We start from the raw sequence: 18,075 nt of genomic DNA, 5'->3' as shown, positions 1-18,075 counted from the left end.
AAGGTGACGCACCCCTTGCCAAACGCGTATGCTTAGAACCATCAAGGGCTAGGAGGCAAAATTGTGCTCGAACTCAAACACATTAAAAAGTACTACCACGTCGGTGACACCCTGACCAAGGCGCAAGATGACGTGTCCGTTGCGTTTCGTAAGCAGGAATTCGTCGCCATTCTTGGCCCCAGCGGCTCAGGGAAGACGACGATGCTCAACATCATCGGCGGGCTTGACCGCTACGACTCCGGTGATCTGCTGATCAAGGGCCGCTCGACCAAGGATTTCAAGGACTCAGACTGGGACGCTTACCGGAATAACTCGGTCGGCTTTATTTTTCAGTCCTACAATCTGATCACCCACCTGTCGATCATGGAAAACGTCGAAATGGGGATGACCCTGTCCGGCGTGCCGGCGGCGGAGAAGAAGAAGCGGGCCGAAGACGCACTGATCCGGGTTGGCCTCAAGGACCACATGCACAAGCAGCCCAGTCAGCTGTCTGGTGGCCAGATGCAGCGCGTGGCGATCGCCCGCGCCATCGCTAACGACCCGGAGATTCTGCTGGCCGATGAGCCGACGGGGGCATTGGACTCGGAGACCTCTGAGGAGATCATGCAGCTGATCCAGGACCTATCGCGCGAGCGCCTGGTCATCATGGTCACGCATAACCCGGACCTGGCCAAGAAGTACGCCGACCGCGTGATCAACTTCGCCGACGGGAAAATCATGCATGATTCGCACCCGCATGTCGAGGCGGAAAAAGCCGAGGCCTTTCAGCTCAAGCGCACCAAGATGAGCTACCTGACCGCGCTCAAGCTGTCCTGGACCAACATTCGCACCAAAAAGGGCCGCACATTCCTGACGGTGTTTGCCTCCAGCATCGGGATCATCGGCATCGCGGTGGTGCTGGCGTTATCCAACGGCTTCCAAAAGCAGATCGATAAGACGCAAAGCGAGGCGATGGCTTCTATGCCGGTGACGATCTCGCAAACCGGCACGGATACCAACTCGCTGATGACCGGCACGGACACCAAGACTTTTTCTAAGTCGAAGCAGGTGACGGTTGAAAAGAGTGCGGCGGACAAGGCCCAGCACACCAATAAGCTGAGTCAGTCCTACCTGGACTACCTGGACAAAATGCCGACGGCCGACGCACGCAATATTGCCGTTTCTTACGGCACGGGCATGAACCTGATTCGCCAGGCTGACGGCAAGTACAAGGCCGTCAGCTTTTCGACGGCCAACCCCGACAGCAGCAGTGCGGATTACGGTTCGATGATGGCCGCGTCCACCGGCGTCGGCGGCGCGGTTTACCCAGTGCGCCGCACCAGCTCGGGCAAGACCTTCCTGCAGACCTATTACAAGGTCCTCGCCGGGCGCTACCCAACCAAGGCGACAGACATTGTGCTGGTGGTCGACAAGAAGAACAACGTCAACATCAACGCGCTGAAGAACCTCGGCCTCACGGTCAAGGAAGGGCAGAAGTTTAACTACGACGACCTGATTGGTACCACGGTCAAGCTGGTCACCAACGACCACTACTACATGAAGCTGCCGACGGGAACCTACCTGCCCAACCAGGATCTGAGCAGTGCCGCAACGGCGCCGTCGACGAAGACCCTGACCATTCGCGGCATTGTTCGTGTGAAGTCCAAGAATTCCGATGGGCTGCTGTCATCAGGCATCGCTTACAGTTCCGCTTTGACCAAGCAGGTCCTGAATGACAACAAGGACTCGGCGATCGTTGCAGCTCAAAAGGCGAGCCAGGCCAACGTCATGACCGGCCAGCCGATGGATCAAGCGACGCGCGCGGGGATGCTGACGACTTTGGGCGGCACCAGCACGCCCATCTCCATCCAGATTTATCCGACCACCTTCAAGCTCAAGGACAAGGTGCTCAGCTACCTGGACCAGTGGAACAAGCACCACAAGCGAGCTGATAAGGTGATTTACACCGACCTGGCCGGCACCGTATCCGACATGACCGGTGGCCTGATGGATGCGATCACGTATGTACTGGTCGCCTTCGCTGGGATCTCGCTGGTCACTTCCATGATCATGATTGCCATCTTGACTTACACCTCAGTCATTGAGCGCACCAAGGAAATCGGGGTGCTCAAGGCCCTGGGCGCGCGGAAGAAGGACATCACGCGCGTGTTTGACGCCGAGACCTTCATTCTGGGCATCGGCGCCGGCTTGTTCGGCATCGTGGTCGCTTGGGCGCTGACCTTCCCAATCAATGTGGTGTTGGAAAATGTCACCGGCTTGGCAGGCGTTGCCGTGCTCAATCCAGTCCACGCCATCGTGCTGGTCATCATTTCCACCGTCTTGACTCTGCTGGGCGGCCATGTGCCGGCCCGCATGGCGGCCAAGAAGGATGCGGCGATCGCGCTGCGCTCCGAGTAATCGGCTGGCCTCAACCAATGAACCGCCCGCAGTTGCAGGCGGTTTTTTGCTGGCTTGAAAAATTTTTTCAACTTTTTTCGTGAAAGCGCTTGACCTGAAACCCGTCCCACAATTTACAGTGACCTTGTTGATAGAAACAGCGATTCGATCCGCGGCGAAGCGCATGGCAATCATAGGAGGTCGTCATCATGTTTGACACATTATTTCGTAAAACTGCCTTAGTGAACCTGGAGTTGGCGGATCAGTCGGAGCTTGGCGCGCTGGCCGAGGCAGCCAAGCAGGCGGCCAAGGCCTTCAAGCTGGACGAGACTGCGCTGCACGCCAGCATGTTGGCCAGCGAGGCGCAAGGCGCGCAATTCGCCGGGGAGCAGGCCGTGATCGTGTACGCGTCAAGTGATACTTTAAAGGCGCCGCGGACGCTGCTGGTGACGCTGGCCAAGCCGGTGGCATGGGGCTCAGGTGAGGGTGCTCATGCGGTGTCCCAGCTGGTCATTTTGGCCATGCCAGGCGATCACAGCGATGAGGAAAAGCAGGCGGTGCTGACACGCATTCGCCGCAAGCTGGATGCCGGTGTGCCAAGCGCGGCTAAACAGGTCGAGCAATTCGCCCGCACACTGCTGGCTGAATAAGGCGCATCGCCGCAACGCTTCTGCTACACTAAGAGGCGGAGGATCATCATGACAAACATTCACGACATTGCGCGCATCAGCGGCTACTCGGTTTCGACCGTTTCCCGGGTGCTGAACCATCGAAAATATGTCTCAGACGCTGTCCGGGCTAAGGTCCAGGCGGTGATCGACGAGCTGGATTACGCGCCCAGCGAAGTTGCCCGCGACCTGAGCCGCGGCAAGACCATGAAAATCGGGGTCGTCTTGCCGATCTTCGTGCACCCGTACTACACGGCGCTCATGCAAAGCATCACGGAGGCCGCCTTTGCGCAAGGCTATCAGGTGACCCTGCTGCCGTCTAATTACCAGCCCAAGCTGGAAAAACAATTCCTGGAGCAGTTCCGTCGCCGCTCCTTTGACGGTCTGATTTTCACCTCGCACGAAAGCCCGCTGGCCGACTTGGCCAAGTACCAGCAGTTCGGCCCGGTGGTGGTGTGCGAGGACCCAGGTGCCGTTGACATCGCCGCGGCCTTCACCGACCGCAAGGACAGCTACCGCCAGGCGTTTGAATGGATTCGCGCCCGCGGCTATCAGCACGTCAGTCTGATGCTGCCGCGTGAGCCCAAGCTGTCTGCAACCTCGCGCACCATGGTCGAGGCCTACACCGCCGTGTTTGGCACGCCGCCGGATCCGACGCGCAACTGGGTGGGCTCGATGACCAACGAGGACGGCAAGGCCGCCGGGGCGTTTTTTGCCAAGCTGCAGCCGGACTTCGTGTTCTCAAACGGCGACGACATCGCCGCCGGGGTGCTGGAGTACTACGTGGAACACGGCCTGCAGCCACCGGCGATGATGGGTCAGGAGAACGAAACCGCCGGCCGCTTGATGGGCATTTCGACCATCGATCACCACCTTGACGCCGTCGGCCAGGCCGCGCTGGCTTTGGCGACTGGGGCCAAGCATGGCCGTGTCGAGATTACGTCGCAGTTTATTGCCAGAGGTTAAGCCAACAGTGGCCCGCTTGTTGCGGGCCACTTTTTGCAACCACTGAAAAACCCGCCAGGCGCGCTTTCGGTATGCTAAACTAAGAGCAACTTAACACTCAGGAGGCGGTTTCATGCAAGTCATCATCACGGTCATCGGGACGGATAAGGTGGGCATCATCGCGGCCGTCACAACCAAGCTGGCGGCCCTGGACGTCAATATTTTGGACGTGTCGCAGACCATCATGCGCGGGGCGTTCACCATGATGCTTCTGGCGCAGCTGCCGGCTGAGGCGGACTTCACGGCCGTTAAAACGCAGCTGCAGGACTTGGGCGCAGACATTGGTGTCGAGGTCAAAATCGCGCGGCAGGAGATTTTTGACGCGATGCACAAGCTGTAACCCAGGAGGCGCATGATGGAAAGCAATCAGATCAAAGAAACCATCGAAATGATCAGCGAGGAGAACCTCGACATTCGCACCATCACCATGGGCATCTCACTGCTGGACTGCATCACGGGCGACACCAGCACCACTGCTGCGCGGATCTACGATAAGATCACCGCCAAGGCCGCTAACCTCGTAGCGGTGGCGGACGCGATCGAAAATGAATTCGGGATCCCGATTGTCAATAAGCGCATCAGTGTCACCCCGGTGGCGCTGCTGGCCGGCAGCGACCCCAAGCCCAATTTTCCCGCCATTGCGCAGGCGATGGACCAAGCGGCCAAGGCGGTGCAAGTCGACCTGATCGGCGGCTACTCTGCGACCGTGCAGGCGGGCTGCACACCAGCCGACGTCGCGTTGATCAACAGCTTACCCGAGGCGCTTGCCACCACCGAGCGCGTCTGCGCCTCGGTGAACGTCGGGGCGACTCGCAGTGGCCTCAACATGGACGCCGTGAAGCTGATGGGCCAGGTCGTCAAGGACGTATCGACGATCGATCCGGTCAACGCGATGAAGCTGGTGATTTTTGCCAATGCGGTGGAGGACAATCCGTTCATGGCGGGCGCGTTTTGGGGCGTGTCGGAAGGCGACGTGGCCATCAACACCGGCGTCTCCGGTCCCGGGGTGGTCCAGCGCGCGCTGGCGGACCAGCCGCACGCGACGTTTGAGCAGGTCTGCGAGCAGATCAAGCAAACCGCCTTCAAGGTCTCGCGGATGGGCCAGTTTGTGGGCAAGGTCGCGGCCGAGCGGCTGGGGGTTCCCTTCAACATTGTCGACTTGTCGCTGGCCCCGACCCCGGCGCGCAATGATTCTGTGGCGCAGATTCTGGAGACGCTGGGCCTGAGTCATGTCGGCACGCCGGGTACCACCGCGGCGCTGGCGCTGCTCAACGACGCCGTCAAAAAAGGCGGCATCATGGCCGCGGAAAAAGTGGGCGGGCTCTCAGGGGCCTTCATTCCGGTGTCTGAGGACGCGAACATGATCGCCGCCGCGGCGGCCGGCCAGATCACCATCGAAAAGCTCGAGGCGATGACGGCGGTATGCTCGGTTGGCCTGGACATGATCGCGATTCCGGGCAAGACGCCTGCCACTACCATCAGCGGCATGATCGCCGACGAGGCGGCCATCGGCATCGTGAACAATAAGACCACCGCGGTGCGCGTGATTCCGGTGCCGGGGAAGGACGTCGGTGAGACCATCGAATTCGGCGGGCTGTTCGGCCGCGCGCCAATCATGGCTGTCAATGACGGGGACGCCAGCGTGTTCGTCAACCGCGGCGGCCAGATTCCCGCCCCGATCCACAGCTTCAAGAACTAAAAAAATCAGCAGTCCTCTTCGCAAAGGCTGCTGATTTTGTTTTGATTAGCGTTAAGTCAGGCCCAATCGCCATTGCGGAAAATTGGAACCACGGTGCCGTCCTTCTTGATACCATCGATGGCCATCTGCGCCGAGCCCATCATGAAATCGACATGGGTGTCGGCAACGTTCAGGCCGCGGGCGGTCAGCTCAGCCGGCGTCAGCTTGGTGCCGCCTTCAAGCGAGAACGAGTAGGCCATGCCCAGCGCCATGTGATCTGACGCGTTTTCGTCGTACAGCGTGCTGAAGAAAATCAGGCCTGACTGGCTGATCGGCGACGGGTCGGGCACCAGCGAGATCTCGCCCAACGAGCGCGCGCCCGGAATGGCCAGCAGGTGCTGCAGGACCGCATCGCCTTGGCCGGCATGGGCCGATACGACCTGGCCATTTTTGAAGGTGAAGTGCATGTCCTGCAAAATGCTGCCGGAATAAGACAACGGCTTGGTGGACGCCACTGTGCCGTCAATGCGGCGGTTGTCCGGGGCAGTGAAGACTTCTTCGGTCGGCATGTTCGCGGTGAAGACTTCGCCCTTGGCGTTTTCCCCGCTGCCGCCATTCCAGATATGGCCGGTCGGCAGGCCGACGGTGAGGTCCGTGCCCGGCGCCTGGTAGTGCAAGGCGTCGAACTGCTCGGCGTTCAGCCAGTCGGCTTTCTCGCGCAGCCGGGCCTCATGCTTGGCCCACGCAGCTTCCGGGTCTGTTTCGTAGATACGGACCGTTTTGAAAATGGCATCCCACAGCTTGTCGGTCGCCGTTTCCGGGTCCTCGTCGGGGAAGACCTTGGCCGCCCACTTCGGCGACGCGGCGCCGATGATGGTCCAGGCAATTTGGTTGCCGGAAATTGCCGCACTCAGGGCCGCGTAGCTTTTCTGGAAGCCGCTTTGGTAGGCGGCCACGCGTGCCGGATCCACGCCGGCCAGGTTGTCCGGGTCGCTGGAGGTCACAGTGATCCGCTTGGCCGCGTGGTTCAGCCAGTAGTCGAACATGACCTTGGTCTGCGGGGCTTGCTGCTTCAGCCGGTCGTCGGCGAGGTGAAACATGTCTTGGCGCTTTTGAAAATCGTCTTGCCACCAGACCTGCACCTCAGCCGCGCCGCGCGCGTAGGCTGTTTCAATGATGCGGTGGGCCAGCGGCCGCTGGTCGGTCGCGACTTGCAAGTAGACCGTGTCGCCGGGTTTCACTCCCACGCCGGTATCCACCGCAAGTGCCGCGTACTTGTCGAGCAGTTGATCAAAATTCGGTAGTGTCATGCCGTTATCCTCCTTTGGTTTGCTCTTATTTTAGCCGCTTGCAGAGGCAGGCTCAATCAGTTTCGGATTTCTTATCTTCAAGCGGGTCGGTATAGATGATTATACAACACCCATCACTTTGCCATAATGGTCCCAGATAACGCCCGAATAACAATTGTTCACCCAGGCAACGGAGCGTTAGAGGCGGTGGTACTCAAGGGATACAGGCGGCCTGCTTTATTAGAAAAATTGTTAGATAATCATTGTCTTTATACCCCAATCTGTTAAAATAACCAGGTAAGTGTAAGCGTTTTGTGTAGGGGGTTTATGGTTTAACAGAGCTTTCAGGATTTAGGGGGAACTTTAATGGCAAGGAAAAAAACAATCACGCACGACCAGATTTTGAACGCGGCGTATGCGCTGGTGGTCGAAGAGGGCTTTAAGCACTTCACCGCGCGCAACATCGCCAAGCGCATGGGTTGCTCTACGCAGCCGATTTACTTGGAATTTACCAACATGGCGGACCTCAAGCAGGCGGTCCTGGACGAGATCAAAGAGACCTTGCAGACCAAAATGAGCCGCCGCTTCACCACCGATCCCATCGTCGACCTTGGGCTGGCGTACATCAATTTTGCGCTGGACAACCCGGCTCTGTACCGGGCGGTCTTCATCGAGGACCACTTCGGCGTCGAGGACATGCGGGAATTTGCGTTCACGACCGCCATCGAACGGCTGGACCAGTACGCGCCGGCTGAGCAGATCAGCGAGGAGCAGCGCCGCAACACGATTTCCGGCTTATGGATCGTGGCAACTGGGATCGCGAACTTAATGGCGCCGGACTTCATCGAAATCTCGCGCGAGCAGATGATTGAGATCTTGCAGGCCGTGATTCATGACTTCATCATCAACAAGCGCTTCGCCAAGGATTCGGTGAAAATGGACCTGCGCGAGGCGCTGAAAAAGGCTGAATAGAACTAGCTGACCTGAAAGAAAGTCGTATCGGCTTTCTTTTTTTATGCGCTTGCACAAGTGGATTGCTTGCGCTAAGTTGAAAGCGGAAAGTGGGTGCTTGCATGCGTGCAGAAATGATCGAGGAACTTAAGAAGCTTCAGCGGCAGACTAATATCACGAACATCACGGCCTTGCACGATCTGGGTAAGGCGCAGCGGGAGACAGTGCCGCTGGCTGCGCTGGGTAAGCGGCCAATCATCAAGCGCGACCCGGTCGCCTTCATCGATGCCATCGAAGCCAACTTGATTCAGGAACTGCTACCGCAGCGCCACCAGAAGATGGGGGCCAATCCGGCGGCCTTTTTTCGCGGGACGGCGGAGCTGATGGCCTATGACCTCAGCCACGAGCCGCAGTCGCACTTGCGCGTTTTGACCGACGGGGATGCCCACCTGCAAAACTTCGGCTTCTACGCGTCGCCCGAGCGCAACATGCTGTTTGACCTTAACGACTTCGATGAGGCGGCGCCCAACTCGTTTGAATTTGACGTGAAGCGGCTGACGACCTCGATCTACCTGTTTGCCGGTCAGGAGCACTTCGGCGAGACTGACGTCGACCAGCTGGTCAAGGAGGTCGCGCGCACTTACCGCAAGACCTTGAAGAAGGCGTTCAAAACCGGTGCGCTCGAACGCTTCTATGCTAGCACGGCGGTGGCCAATCTGGTGGCTGAGCTGCCCGACGAGGAGGACGCGCAGTTCGTGCGCGATGTGGTCAAAAAGGCGGCCAATCGCGACAACGAATCCGTCGTCAAAAAATTCACCGAGCTGCACGGCACCCACCTGCGGTTCAAGGATGATCCGCCGCGCACGGTCCACCTGGAACAAGGTCAGGAAATCGGGATGATGCACGGCTTCTTGCAGTACCAGCAGACAACCCGCGCAGACGTCGCACTGCTTTTGGGGCAGTACCACATCACCGACATCATTCGGCACTCCGTCGGCATCGGGAGCTTCGGCACCAGCAGCTACCTCATGCTTTTGACCGGTCTGGGCGGCTCGCACCTGGTCCTGCAGGTCAAAGAGGCGCTGCCAAGGCGGCGGGATCTGCTGCCATCGCGGCTGGAGGTCACGCTGAATCAGGAAGTCAGCGAAGGTCAACGCATTATTTCGTCCACGCAGATCCTGCAAAAAGCCTCGGACCCGTTTCTGGGCTGGTTCACCGCGTTTGGCAAAAGCTTTTACGTGCGTCAGTTCCGCGACATGAAGGGGTCGATCGACGTCGCTTCGCTGTCATGGACGCAGTACCAGGCATACTGCCGCCTGTGCGGGTACCTGCTGGCAATGGCGCACGCCCAAAGTCCGATGGCCGCAGTCGCTGCCGGGTACATGAACAAGGATTTTGACGCGGCGATCCAGCACTGGGCCAAGGACTACCTGCATCAGGTCACAGCCGATTACGCGGCCTTCATCGAAAAATACGACTGATTTTGCTGAGCGGCGCCGAGAACTTTTCGGCGCCTTTTGCGTGAGTCGAATTCGTTGACTCGCCGGCGGTTCCTTTCTACGCTTAACCCACCAGGAAAGGTGGGGAAAAGTCATGGCGCAAACGCTGAGCGAGCTGGTCTTGGACATGGCCGCCGAAAAGCCTGTGATCACACTGACGGCGCCCGAACTGATCGCGCTGCTGTTCAGTTTTTCCGATGCGTGGCAGCCGCTTGCCGGCAGTGTCCTTGGGGGGCCGAAAGACCCGCTGACGCAAGAAGTTTTTGCCGCGCAGGTTGGCCAGCTGCTGCGGCGAGCAAGCATGGGGCTCGCCCTGCACATGCAGCCGCGCCACTTCATCTACGCCGCTTATTTTGACGTGCCGGTACAAGCCGTGCAGCAGTTTTTCCTGCACACGGCCCAGTATGAGTTCATTTTGGCTAGGCCCGACTTGCTGCGGCTGACCCTCATCGGCTACCTCAGTTGAAATGCAGCGTCTGCGCGATTCTAACGATTATGTCATGCGGCTTCATAAATGAACCACTAGGCGGCCACTTCGGGTATAATAACACCGTAAGCAGGTTACCTTGGAGGCGATTAGTTATGAAGAAAACTATTTTACTGATTCCTTTGACGCTGCTGGTCCTGGGGACTGCGGCGTGCGGGAATTCATCCAGCGCCAATGATTCTTCCAGCAGCAAAGCCAGCTCCAGCAAGGTCGAGAAAAAAGCCACGAAGAAGAACAGTAAGACGAAAGCGGCACCGGCCGCCAAGCAGACGGCTTCCAGTGCCTCAAGCAGTGCCACCTCTGACCGCTATACCACCATGAAGCAGGCGGTTCAGGCCAAGATGCCAGGGGCCAAGTTTCCGAGCAACTACACGGCGGCTGCGGGCAAGAACCTGAACGTTCAGGCGATCGGTAACAGCGCCAACTACGGCCTGTACCTGAGTGAAGGCAGTTCCCTGCCGTTCAACGACCCGAGCCTAGACGGCCTGATTGCACCAGTTGCGATCAAAAAGGTGACATACGCGACGCCGGCCGCCGCTGAGGCACAAATCAACTATCGACCGGTCGAGCAGGGTTTGCCCACTGTCAGCGTCGGCGACAACCTAATGGCGACGGAAGAAGGCGCGGCGGGCTCGACCTACCTGACCTGGGCTGAGGGCCACTGGTCCGTGTCGCTGCAGTCAGCGACCATCAACGGGGAACAACCGCTGCCGCTGGCTAACCAGGTCACCAGTCTGCTGAGCAAGGAAATGCTGCCGGTTCCGGCTGGTCATGGCGCTATCAGTTTGACCACCACCAGTACCAACACGCGGCAAAACAGCGTGACCTGGCGTGAAGGCAACGCGCTGTACACCGTGTCCAGCACCGATCCCATCAAAGCGCTGCAGACGGCGATCGATTTGAAATAAACAATGTCATACCGACGCTGGCCTGAGTTTGTTGCCAGCGTTGCCTAAGCCTGGTGTGCCGATTTGGCCGCCGGGCTTTTTCATTGGGCTTGCGCTGCCAGGTTTCTGCCTATCGCACCGGCCACTTTGGTATAATTAACAAGAGATATAAAGAAGCGGTTATGGAAGGAGGGAAAAGTGATGAGCAGCGGCCCCAAAGCGGTGATCAACCGCGGCAAGCGGCGCAAAACCAGACTCACAGAGGCGCAGAAACAGGCCGTGCACGCCGGGCAGGTGCCGCTCGCCAGCATTCGTGTTTCCCGCGGCATCAAGCTGCGCGAAGCCATCAAGCTGATGGTCGACCGCGTGATGGACGCGCAAATTGGCGTGATGTCGGCGGCCTTGGCGTATTACACGCTGCTGTCACTTTTTCCAATCTTCATTGTGGTGGGGAACCTGCTGCCGTTTTTTGGCTTCAGCTATTTTCAGATTCAGGGCTATTTGACCCAGGTGATTCCCACCGACGTGATGAATTTTATTAATCCTGTCATCAAAAACCTGATTGCGACGTCTTCAGGCTCCGTGCTGTCGGCCGCCGGGCTCGTGACCCTGTGGACCGCGGGACTGGCCATCAACGGTCTGAAAACCGGATTTAACCGCGCCTACGACGTCAAGCCGCGGCAGAACTACCTGGTGCAGCGGTTGCTGTCCATGCTGATGCTGTTTATGCTGGTGCTGATGCTCGGCGGCGTCATGGTCGCGTACACCTTTGGTCGGCAGTTTCTCGAGTGGCTGGTGCCGGCGCTGCACCTGTCGACGGCGTGGCTGGAGACCTTTAACACCTGGCGCTGGCCGGTGACCTTGACGGCGCTGTTTGTGATCATTTTCGTCATCGACTTCTTCCTCCCCAACGCGCGGATCAAATTCTGGACCATTTTGCCTGGTGGCACGCTGACCGTGGTCGGCTGGCTGGCGCTTGGGCAGGGGTTCTCCTGGTACATGCGGCACTTTGGCACCCGCATCTCGACGTACGGTACGTTGTCGACGGTGATCGTGCTTCTGCTGTGGCTGGATGTCATGGCCATGCTGTGGCTAATCGGCGTGGTGGTTAACGCCATCATCGCCGAGTACTACGGCGGCCACCCCAAAAGCAGTCGAGGGAAGGTCCACGATTTCGTCCGGAAAAACCGCGACGAGCTGGTCGCGCGACGGACTGACAGTCTGTTCAAGTAAGCGGTGGCCACATAAAAAACGTCAATCTCAGCGCGCCCATGGGTGCTTCACTTCCTGAGATTGACGTTTTTGCATTACAGCAGTTTTTCGATGGCCGGGACCATGGCCTCCGGCTTCGTCTTCGGGGCGAAGCGTTCAACCACATTGCCGTCGCGGTCGACCAAAAATTTGGTGAAGTTCCATTTGATTTTTTTGGAACCTAAGGCGCCTGGCGCTTGTTCGGTCAAGTAGCCGAACAGCGGCTGGGCGTCTTCGCCGTTGACTGGCCCGACTTCGTGCATCGGGAAGGTCACGCCGTAAGTGGTGCGGCAGGCTTGCGCGGCCGCCTTGCCGTCGCCAATTTCCTGGTGGAACTGATCAGACGGGAAGCCGAGAATGACCAACCCCTTGTCCTCGTAGTCTTTGTAAATCTCTTCCAGCTGGCCGAACTGCGGGGCAAACCCGCACTTGGTGGCGGTGTTGACGATGACCATCGGGTGGCCCCGATACTTGCTTAATGGATACTTGGTACCGTCTTCCAAGGTAAGAGTGTAATCATAGATACTCATTAACGGCGCCTCCTTTACTGCGATCATTGTACTGCGAAAAATAGATAGAGTACAAGTTAATTAGAGCCAAGTAAAGTTAAATATCACGGTTTGCGCAGGTTGTTCAGGCGTTCAATTCTTGCGCTTTTTCGACTAACTGCTTGGTGAACTTTTCTAACGTTTTGATGTCATCATCCTCCGGGGAAAGGTCGATTTTTACGTTCTCTGCTCCCTTGGTGGCCCCAGCCTGGGCAAAGGCCTTGTCGAAATCGTCGACAGCGGTCGCAAAGTCGTCGTAGAAATGGTCGCCGCTGCCACAACAGCCATAAACTTTACCTTTGAGGTCAGTTGCTTTGAGGTCATCATAAAAGTCTAAAGATTCGTCGGGCAGGATCCCAACATCTCCGTCAGAGTAGGTGTAGGTGGCGGTGACGCAAATGTCTGCATCTTTGAAGTCTTCGGCCATGGCCTGGCTGACTTCAGTGGTATCGACGGTGTAACCGTATTTTTCGAGCTCCTCGCTGACGATGTCAGCGATTTCTTCATTGTTACCAGTTAGGCTGGCGTAAACGATTTTTGCAGTTGGCATGTTGTTTGTCCCTTCAGTTGATGGTTCATTTTTTCAACGGTTTCCATTTTAACAGAGAAGGGCGATTTAGCAAAAGCGTCTGATTACCCGTTTGAAAGTATAAGTTTGGGCGACGACTGGGGAATCGCCAGTGGTTCGCTGGCTTGCTTTGTGTCATGATGGGACTATTGAATTTAGGAGGGCAGCGGCATGCGTCTGTATCGCAAATTTCGTCAATATCTTGAAGCTAAACATCTTTGGGACGTCTTTACCTATTTGTTTTTTGGCGGTCTCGCCACTGTTGTTAACATTGTTTCCTTCGCTGTTGCTTACCGAAATATGGGTTTTTCCTGGCCAATCTCCAACACGATTTCCTGGGTTTTGTCAGTACTTTTTGCCTTTGTCACCAACAAACTCTGGGTTTTTCATACCCAAACGACCAATCGTCTGGGGTTACTCTGGGAATTTGTGAAATTCCTTGTTGCCCGGATTTTCTCATACGGACTCGACATGTTCACAATGTGGCTGATCATTGATGTAATGAGCGGAAATGACCTAATCGCTAAGCTGATTACCCAAGTGTTGGTGGTCGTGGTCAATTATGTGTTCAGTAAGCTGTTCATTTTTACCTCACCGAGGCGTGATCGCCAGTGACGTATTGCCAACTGAGGCAGGTTATCAAGCCTATTTTTAGTTCAGCCACAAACGCGCATGACACTCGGAAATGAGTGCCATGCGCGTTTGTGGTTTATTCAGATGAAAAGGTGGAGCTAGTTGAGCTTCACGCCGCGAGCATCGATCCAAAGAATACGCCCGTTGGCCAGCCGAATCTGGTAAAAATCATTGCCAGACTTACTGCTGCGAGTGGTGATTGCTTCAGTCAGAACCTGAACAACTTGGTTGTTGAAGCTAAGGGCGTTGTGGTTCTCAAGCACAGACATTGCGTCAGTGTAGTACGGGGCAGAGTAGAGCCCATCAGATCGGCCACTTTGACGGATGTGACCCTGCTTGTTGATGGTCGTGGTTTTGGTTATTTTATCGTAAGTGATCGGGGTAAGGGCGCGTTTGTCGATCCATTTGACGCCGCCGTCTGGTAAGGTCACCTTCGCGTAGGTGCCTTGTTTGGTGGTGGCTTCAGCGGTTACCACAACCCCGCGACCATTGTACTGCTTAGCATCAGTGTTTTGCTTGACGCTGTCCGCATTACTGCCGTAAGGATGGTTGTAAAGCCCATCGGCACGATTGGTCTGCCAAATCACAGCTGTGTAATTTACGGTCTTCTGGTGGGTTGGCTGCTCCAACCCAGTGGTATTGACGCCGCGAGCATCGATCCAGTAGAGACGCCCGTCGCTCAGCTTAATTTGGTAGAAGTGATTGCCCGCTGAGACACTGCGGTCAGTCGTTGCTTCAGCCTTCACCTGAACCGTTTGGCCATTAAATGCAGGGGCATTGTGATTTTCATCGATGCTGAGGTAATCTGTGTTCCATGGCGCTGAATAAAGGCCATCCGAACGGCCTGCTTGATTGATCCGGCCTTGGAGATTAAGGGCCTGTTTACTTGTGATGTGGTTCACTGCGATCAGCTTTACACCATCAGCATCGATCCAGTGGATGTTCCCATTGCGAAGACGCAGCTTATAGAACGTGTTGTGACCGCCAGCACGATTGGTAGTCTCTTTGGCGAGGATTTGGACACCTTGGTCGTTGAATAGCTTTGCGTTGCTGTTTGGCGTCACGGTAGCGGCATTCGTGTTGTAAGGGGCTGAGTACAGCCCATCGGCCCGGCCGGCTTGTTCAATCCGTCCCACTTGATTCAACTGGCTGGAAGAGGTCACTTTGTCGTACGTGTCAGTTGTGATGCCCTTCTTATCGATCCATTCAACCTGACCATTGTTTAGTGTTACTCGAACATAGGTGCCTGTCGGAGTCGTCGTTTCTTGAGACACGGACACAGTCTGGCCATTGAATCGCGGTGCATTGCTGTTCTCAAAAATGTTCGAGAGCTTCGTGTAGTAGGGGCCATCTGGGTATAGTCCATCACTTCGCCCAGCCTGTGCAATCTTGGCTTTGTAGTTAACATTCTTAGTGTTTGATTCCTGATAGAATGAGTGAACTTTGATGGCACGTGAATCGGTCCAGTAAGTCTTCCCATTGAAAAAGCGAATCTGATAAAAAGTATTTCCAGCTGATGCACTGCGGCTGGTGGTGGCTTCTTGCAAGATTTGCACAGTCTGGCCATTGAATAATTTGGCGTTATGGTTTTCGATCGTGGTCATTGAATCTGTGTTATACGGCGCCGAATAGAAACCGTCCTGGCGAATGCTCTGGTCGACCGTGCCGGGCAGATTGATGGCTCTTGTACTGGTGACTTTGTCATAGCCGTGAGGAGCAGGGGCCACTGTCGAGCCAGTAAAGAGACCTGTGTAATCGATTGAAGCGTCAAGAGTTGAGCTGTAACCAGCGATCTTCGCCTGCGATGAAAACTGCCAAGCCCCGTAAGTCGTGTTTAATAAATTATTGGCCCTCGGCTGGTACGGATACTGAGCGATCCATGTCCGCGCCTGGCCGACAGTGCCAATTGCATCGTTTGACCAGGAGTAATATTTACCAGTGTATAACACGTGGTTTGTGTATCCTCTGCTGCTTAGGGTGCTCCAGAAGGTGTTGAGGGCTGAGCCAACATTGCCACCGACATCAGCAGACTCAAGGTCAGCAACAACTGGGCTGCCTTTAGGAACACCCAGTTTGTTCAAGACTGCCGCAAAGTAATTTGCCTCAGCGGCTGCAGTCGTTGTACTTGAGAAATGGACATAATGGTAGGCCGCAATTTTCATACCAGCGTTTTGAGCTTGTGTTAGCTGGGTGCTAGCATCCGGATTAGTGTAGGTCGTGCCTTCAGAGGCTTTGACGATGACGGCTTTCACGCCACTAGCTTTGAGTGTATTGTAGTTGGCTTGCGTCATCGTGTTTTGATAGGAAGAAACATCAACCGTATCCACACGCGGGAAGGCAGCTTGGCCAATCGTAAAGCTGTCGATCTGTGGTGTTGCGGCCAGCTAAACTATATTCTGACTGCGGCCGGTGGCAGAATAATCTGCCTCGGCTTCTTTTTTAGCAAAAGCAAGCCAAGCGGCAGCGCCGTTTTCTGGAATAGTCATCGGCATCCGCAGGTAGTGAACTTTAGCGGTCGAACCAGATTCGTTGATATCTGCCTTAGTGAACGTGTTGTTGCCCCCGTCGCCAAGTGTGCCCTGCTCGATTGACGCCTGACTGTGGTGGTTGCTGGCGGTGAAGTCGTATCCTGCTGCATCGCCTGTGGTCGTCTTAACTGGCGTTGCTTGAACTGAAACCTGGCTATCAGCGTGCACTGGTTGAGCCAGCACCTGTGGCGCAAGGAATATCGCTGAAACGGCGACCGGAACGCTGATTAACCACAGTTTGGTAAATGCTTTAGATGAATTCATAATTTTCTCCCCCGAAACTGTTGTTGAGCCCCTTAGACTTCGTTGTTATGTAACAATCCTCTATCAGATAAGATACCACAGTTATGTTTCATCTTTGTAATGTTTCTTCTGCAACGAAGAGGTATCGTGCACTTTGTTGTGAGTTAGTAAAATAATCCCGCTTTGATTATTCACAACCTTCTCAGTTTTGGAGCTGAACTCTGAGATTTTGACGTGTGGTTTGACGCTTTCAATTGTCAATAAGTCGCGATTAGTCTCTTTTTGTGGGAAAATGAACTTCATCAAAATGAAAAGTGTTTGTAATAGAGCCAGAGTGTTAGCCGTAATCAATCATGTCACTTCAGTCCCACTAAAATGCTGCCCACTGCGAGACCCATTAGGTGGTTCCAAGCGTTGATCCAGCGACGGCTCGCAATGGCCATAATCGCTTGCAGCGTTAGTGTGTTAGAATTTACACTGGTAGGACTTGATTGTTCTATAGAGGAGGAAAGCTTAATGGCCAAATATCTGATCACGGGCGGAGCAGGTTTTATTGGTTCAAACCTGACTGAGCGACTGCTTAAGGAAGATGATGCGTCAATTACTATCGTGGATGATCTCTCAATGGGAGACACGGCCAATATTCCCGCCTCTGAACGGGTGACGTTTATTCAGCATTCCATCACCGATCATGAGTTCGTGAGTCAGCTGGTGAGAGATAAGCAATTCGACTATTATGTCCTGCTGGCCGCGATTGCTAGCGTCGCCGATTCGGTTGAGCGCCCGTATGCGACGCATCAGGTCAATCAGGAAGCCAACTTAAATATCATTGAGACTCTCAGGAGTGAGAAGCTACCGTTCAAGAAGCTTTTCTTCTCCAGCAGTGCGGCTGTCTACGGTCAGTTGCCTGAGATGCCTAAGCGAGAAGATCAGGCGGTTCAGCCGCTAACACAGTACGCGGTCGACAAGTACGCGACTGAGCGCGCAATTATCAACTACGGTCGCCTTTATGACATGCCGATGGTTTGCGCCCGCTTCTTTAATGTTTATGGCCCCAAACAAAATCCAGCCTCGCCATACAGCGGCGTGCTTTCAATCATGTTGGATTGTCTGACCCAAGACAAACCATTTTCATTCTTTGGGGATGGTTCGCAAACCCGTGACTTTGTTTTCGTCGGCGATGTCGTTAATGCAATCTATGGCTTGTTGCACACAGCGGAGGCACGCAATGATGTGTATAATATTGCTAACGGCCGGCAGACGAGTCTGATGTCTGTGGCCAACCAGCTTGAGACATTGACAGGGAAAAAGTTACAGGCCAGCTTCAAGCCGGCACGGTCAGGCGATATCCACGATTCATACGCGGACGCCTCGAAAATCAACGCATTAGGATTCATGACGCACACGCCGCTCGAGGAAGGGTTGGCTAAGTACGTCGCATCAGTCAAATAACTAAGGAGATGC

Annotated in this window: 17 protein-coding genes; 12 read left to right on the top strand and 5 right to left on the bottom strand. The window is 55.6% G+C overall.

All coding sequences use genetic code 11. The features are described from left to right. The first annotated feature begins 63 nt into the window (after window positions 1-63). The 5 genes from JUF21_RS01580 to JUF21_RS01560 all read left to right on the top strand — a co-directional run bounded on the left by JUF21_RS01580 (window position 64) and on the right by JUF21_RS01560 (window position 5,748). Window positions 64-2,397: an ATP-binding cassette domain-containing protein gene (locus tag JUF21_RS01580; protein ID WP_203662712.1), complete on the top strand. Its 2,334-nt coding sequence runs from the start codon at window positions 64-66 to the stop codon at window positions 2,395-2,397. 188 nt (window positions 2,398-2,585) lie between these two features. Then, a complete protein-coding gene (locus tag JUF21_RS01575; RefSeq protein WP_125757309.1) occupies window positions 2,586-3,026 on the top strand; it encodes a PTS sugar transporter subunit IIA in 441 nt (146 codons plus the stop codon). Between the two features lie 48 nt (window positions 3,027-3,074). Further along, window positions 3,075-4,010, top strand: a complete 936-nt coding sequence (locus JUF21_RS01570; protein WP_203662705.1) for a LacI family DNA-binding transcriptional regulator — start codon at window positions 3,075-3,077, stop codon at window positions 4,008-4,010. Window positions 4,011-4,122: 112 nt separating this feature from the next. Continuing rightward, window positions 4,123-4,389: an ACT domain-containing protein gene (locus JUF21_RS01565; RefSeq protein WP_125757305.1), complete on the top strand. Its 267-nt coding sequence runs from the start codon at window positions 4,123-4,125 to the stop codon at window positions 4,387-4,389. Window positions 4,390-4,404: 15 nt separating this feature from the next. Next, window positions 4,405-5,748 (top strand): PFL family protein, encoded by a 1,344-nt coding sequence (locus JUF21_RS01560; RefSeq protein ID WP_203662762.1) that lies wholly within the window; start codon window positions 4,405-4,407, stop codon window positions 5,746-5,748. A 56-nt stretch (window positions 5,749-5,804) separates the two neighbouring features. On the opposite strand, the gene JUF21_RS01555 is transcribed toward JUF21_RS01560, so the two are convergent. After that, window positions 5,805-7,037 carry an aminopeptidase gene (locus JUF21_RS01555; RefSeq protein ID WP_203662703.1) on the bottom strand — a complete coding sequence of 411 codons (1,233 nt, stop codon included), beginning with the start codon at window positions 7,035-7,037 and terminating at the stop codon, window positions 5,805-5,807. A gap of 345 nt (window positions 7,038-7,382) precedes the next feature. Here JUF21_RS01555 and JUF21_RS01550 point away from each other — a divergent pair, with 345 nt between their 5' ends. From JUF21_RS01550 to JUF21_RS01530, 5 genes are all read left to right on the top strand, one after another. After that, on the top strand, window positions 7,383-7,988 hold the full coding sequence (locus tag JUF21_RS01550; RefSeq protein ID WP_125757299.1) for a TetR/AcrR family transcriptional regulator: 606 nt from the start codon (window positions 7,383-7,385) through the stop codon (window positions 7,986-7,988). A 101-nt stretch (window positions 7,989-8,089) separates the two neighbouring features. Further along, window positions 8,090-9,448: a DUF2252 domain-containing protein gene (locus tag JUF21_RS01545; protein ID WP_203662701.1), complete on the top strand. Its 1,359-nt coding sequence runs from the start codon at window positions 8,090-8,092 to the stop codon at window positions 9,446-9,448. A gap of 112 nt (window positions 9,449-9,560) precedes the next feature. Further along, entirely contained in the window at window positions 9,561-9,932 is a 372-nt protein-coding gene (locus JUF21_RS01540) for a hypothetical protein (protein ID WP_203662699.1), read from the top strand. Window positions 9,933-10,048: 116 nt separating this feature from the next. Further along, entirely contained in the window at window positions 10,049-10,861 is an 813-nt protein-coding gene (locus JUF21_RS01535) for a hypothetical protein (RefSeq protein ID WP_203662697.1), read from the top strand. A 201-nt stretch (window positions 10,862-11,062) separates the two neighbouring features. Then, entirely contained in the window at window positions 11,063-12,073 is a 1,011-nt protein-coding gene (locus JUF21_RS01530) for a YihY/virulence factor BrkB family protein (protein WP_374706425.1), read from the top strand. 74 nt (window positions 12,074-12,147) lie between these two features. Here the strand turns inward: JUF21_RS01530 and JUF21_RS01525 are convergent, their stop codons facing one another. Both JUF21_RS01525 and JUF21_RS01520 read right to left on the bottom strand, forming a co-directional pair. Next, a complete protein-coding gene (locus JUF21_RS01525; RefSeq protein ID WP_203662693.1) occupies window positions 12,148-12,621 on the bottom strand; it encodes a glutathione peroxidase in 474 nt (157 codons plus the stop codon). A 103-nt stretch (window positions 12,622-12,724) separates the two neighbouring features. Beyond that, the gene (locus JUF21_RS01520) at window positions 12,725-13,189 is read right to left on the bottom strand and encodes a flavodoxin (RefSeq protein WP_203662691.1); all 465 of its coding nucleotides are present in this window, start codon (window positions 13,187-13,189) and stop codon (window positions 12,725-12,727) included. Between the two features lie 189 nt (window positions 13,190-13,378). Between JUF21_RS01520 and JUF21_RS01515 the strand changes: the two genes are divergently transcribed. Further along, on the top strand, window positions 13,379-13,822 hold the full coding sequence (locus tag JUF21_RS01515) for a GtrA family protein (RefSeq protein WP_203662689.1): 444 nt from the start codon (window positions 13,379-13,381) through the stop codon (window positions 13,820-13,822). 116 nt (window positions 13,823-13,938) lie between these two features. Here the strand turns inward: JUF21_RS01515 and JUF21_RS01510 are convergent, their stop codons facing one another. Then, window positions 13,939-16,167: a GW dipeptide domain-containing protein gene (locus tag JUF21_RS01510; RefSeq protein ID WP_203662687.1), complete on the bottom strand. Its 2,229-nt coding sequence runs from the start codon at window positions 16,165-16,167 to the stop codon at window positions 13,939-13,941. A gap of 57 nt (window positions 16,168-16,224) precedes the next feature. Next, window positions 16,225-16,632 carry a hypothetical protein gene (locus JUF21_RS01505; protein ID WP_203662678.1) on the bottom strand — a complete coding sequence of 136 codons (408 nt, stop codon included), beginning with the start codon at window positions 16,630-16,632 and terminating at the stop codon, window positions 16,225-16,227. A gap of 495 nt (window positions 16,633-17,127) precedes the next feature. Here JUF21_RS01505 and JUF21_RS01500 point away from each other — a divergent pair, with 495 nt between their 5' ends. Continuing rightward, window positions 17,128-18,063 carry an NAD-dependent epimerase/dehydratase family protein gene (locus JUF21_RS01500; RefSeq protein WP_203662676.1) on the top strand — a complete coding sequence of 312 codons (936 nt, stop codon included), beginning with the start codon at window positions 17,128-17,130 and terminating at the stop codon, window positions 18,061-18,063. The last annotated feature ends 12 nt before the right edge of the window (window positions 18,064-18,075 follow it).

This window comes from Lacticaseibacillus sp. 53-4, from assembly GCF_016861805.1.
Lineage (GTDB): Bacteria > Bacillota > Bacilli > Lactobacillales > Lactobacillaceae > Lacticaseibacillus.
This window is presented reverse-complemented; position numbering and strand designations above follow the sequence as displayed.

What these genes read in the sequence shown, in the direction of transcription:
- JUF21_RS01575 (WP_125757309.1), top strand. Translation starts at nt 2,586, where the DNA reads ATGTTTGACACATTATTTCGTAAAACTGCCTTAGTGAACCTGGAGTTG.
- JUF21_RS01570 (WP_203662705.1), top strand. Translation starts at nt 3,075, where the DNA reads ATGACAAACATTCACGACATTGCGCGCATCAGCGGCTACTCGGTTTCG.
- JUF21_RS01565 (WP_125757305.1), top strand. Translation starts at nt 4,123, where the DNA reads ATGCAAGTCATCATCACGGTCATCGGGACGGATAAGGTGGGCATCATC.
- JUF21_RS01560 (WP_203662762.1), top strand. Translation starts at nt 4,405, where the DNA reads ATGGAAAGCAATCAGATCAAAGAAACCATCGAAATGATCAGCGAGGAG.
- JUF21_RS01555 (WP_203662703.1), bottom strand. Translation starts at nt 7,037, where the DNA reads ATGACACTACCGAATTTTGATCAACTGCTCGACAAGTACGCGGCACTT.
- JUF21_RS01550 (WP_125757299.1), top strand. Translation starts at nt 7,383, where the DNA reads ATGGCAAGGAAAAAAACAATCACGCACGACCAGATTTTGAACGCGGCG.
- JUF21_RS01545 (WP_203662701.1), top strand. Translation starts at nt 8,090, where the DNA reads ATGCGTGCAGAAATGATCGAGGAACTTAAGAAGCTTCAGCGGCAGACT.
- JUF21_RS01540 (WP_203662699.1), top strand. Translation starts at nt 9,561, where the DNA reads ATGGCGCAAACGCTGAGCGAGCTGGTCTTGGACATGGCCGCCGAAAAG.
- JUF21_RS01535 (WP_203662697.1), top strand. Translation starts at nt 10,049, where the DNA reads ATGAAGAAAACTATTTTACTGATTCCTTTGACGCTGCTGGTCCTGGGG.
- JUF21_RS01525 (WP_203662693.1), bottom strand. Translation starts at nt 12,621, where the DNA reads ATGAGTATCTATGATTACACTCTTACCTTGGAAGACGGTACCAAGTAT.
- JUF21_RS01520 (WP_203662691.1), bottom strand. Translation starts at nt 13,189, where the DNA reads ATGCCAACTGCAAAAATCGTTTACGCCAGCCTAACTGGTAACAATGAA.
- JUF21_RS01515 (WP_203662689.1), top strand. Translation starts at nt 13,379, where the DNA reads ATGCGTCTGTATCGCAAATTTCGTCAATATCTTGAAGCTAAACATCTT.
- JUF21_RS01505 (WP_203662678.1), bottom strand. Translation starts at nt 16,632, where the DNA reads ATGAATTCATCTAAAGCATTTACCAAACTGTGGTTAATCAGCGTTCCG.
- JUF21_RS01500 (WP_203662676.1), top strand. Translation starts at nt 17,128, where the DNA reads ATGGCCAAATATCTGATCACGGGCGGAGCAGGTTTTATTGGTTCAAAC.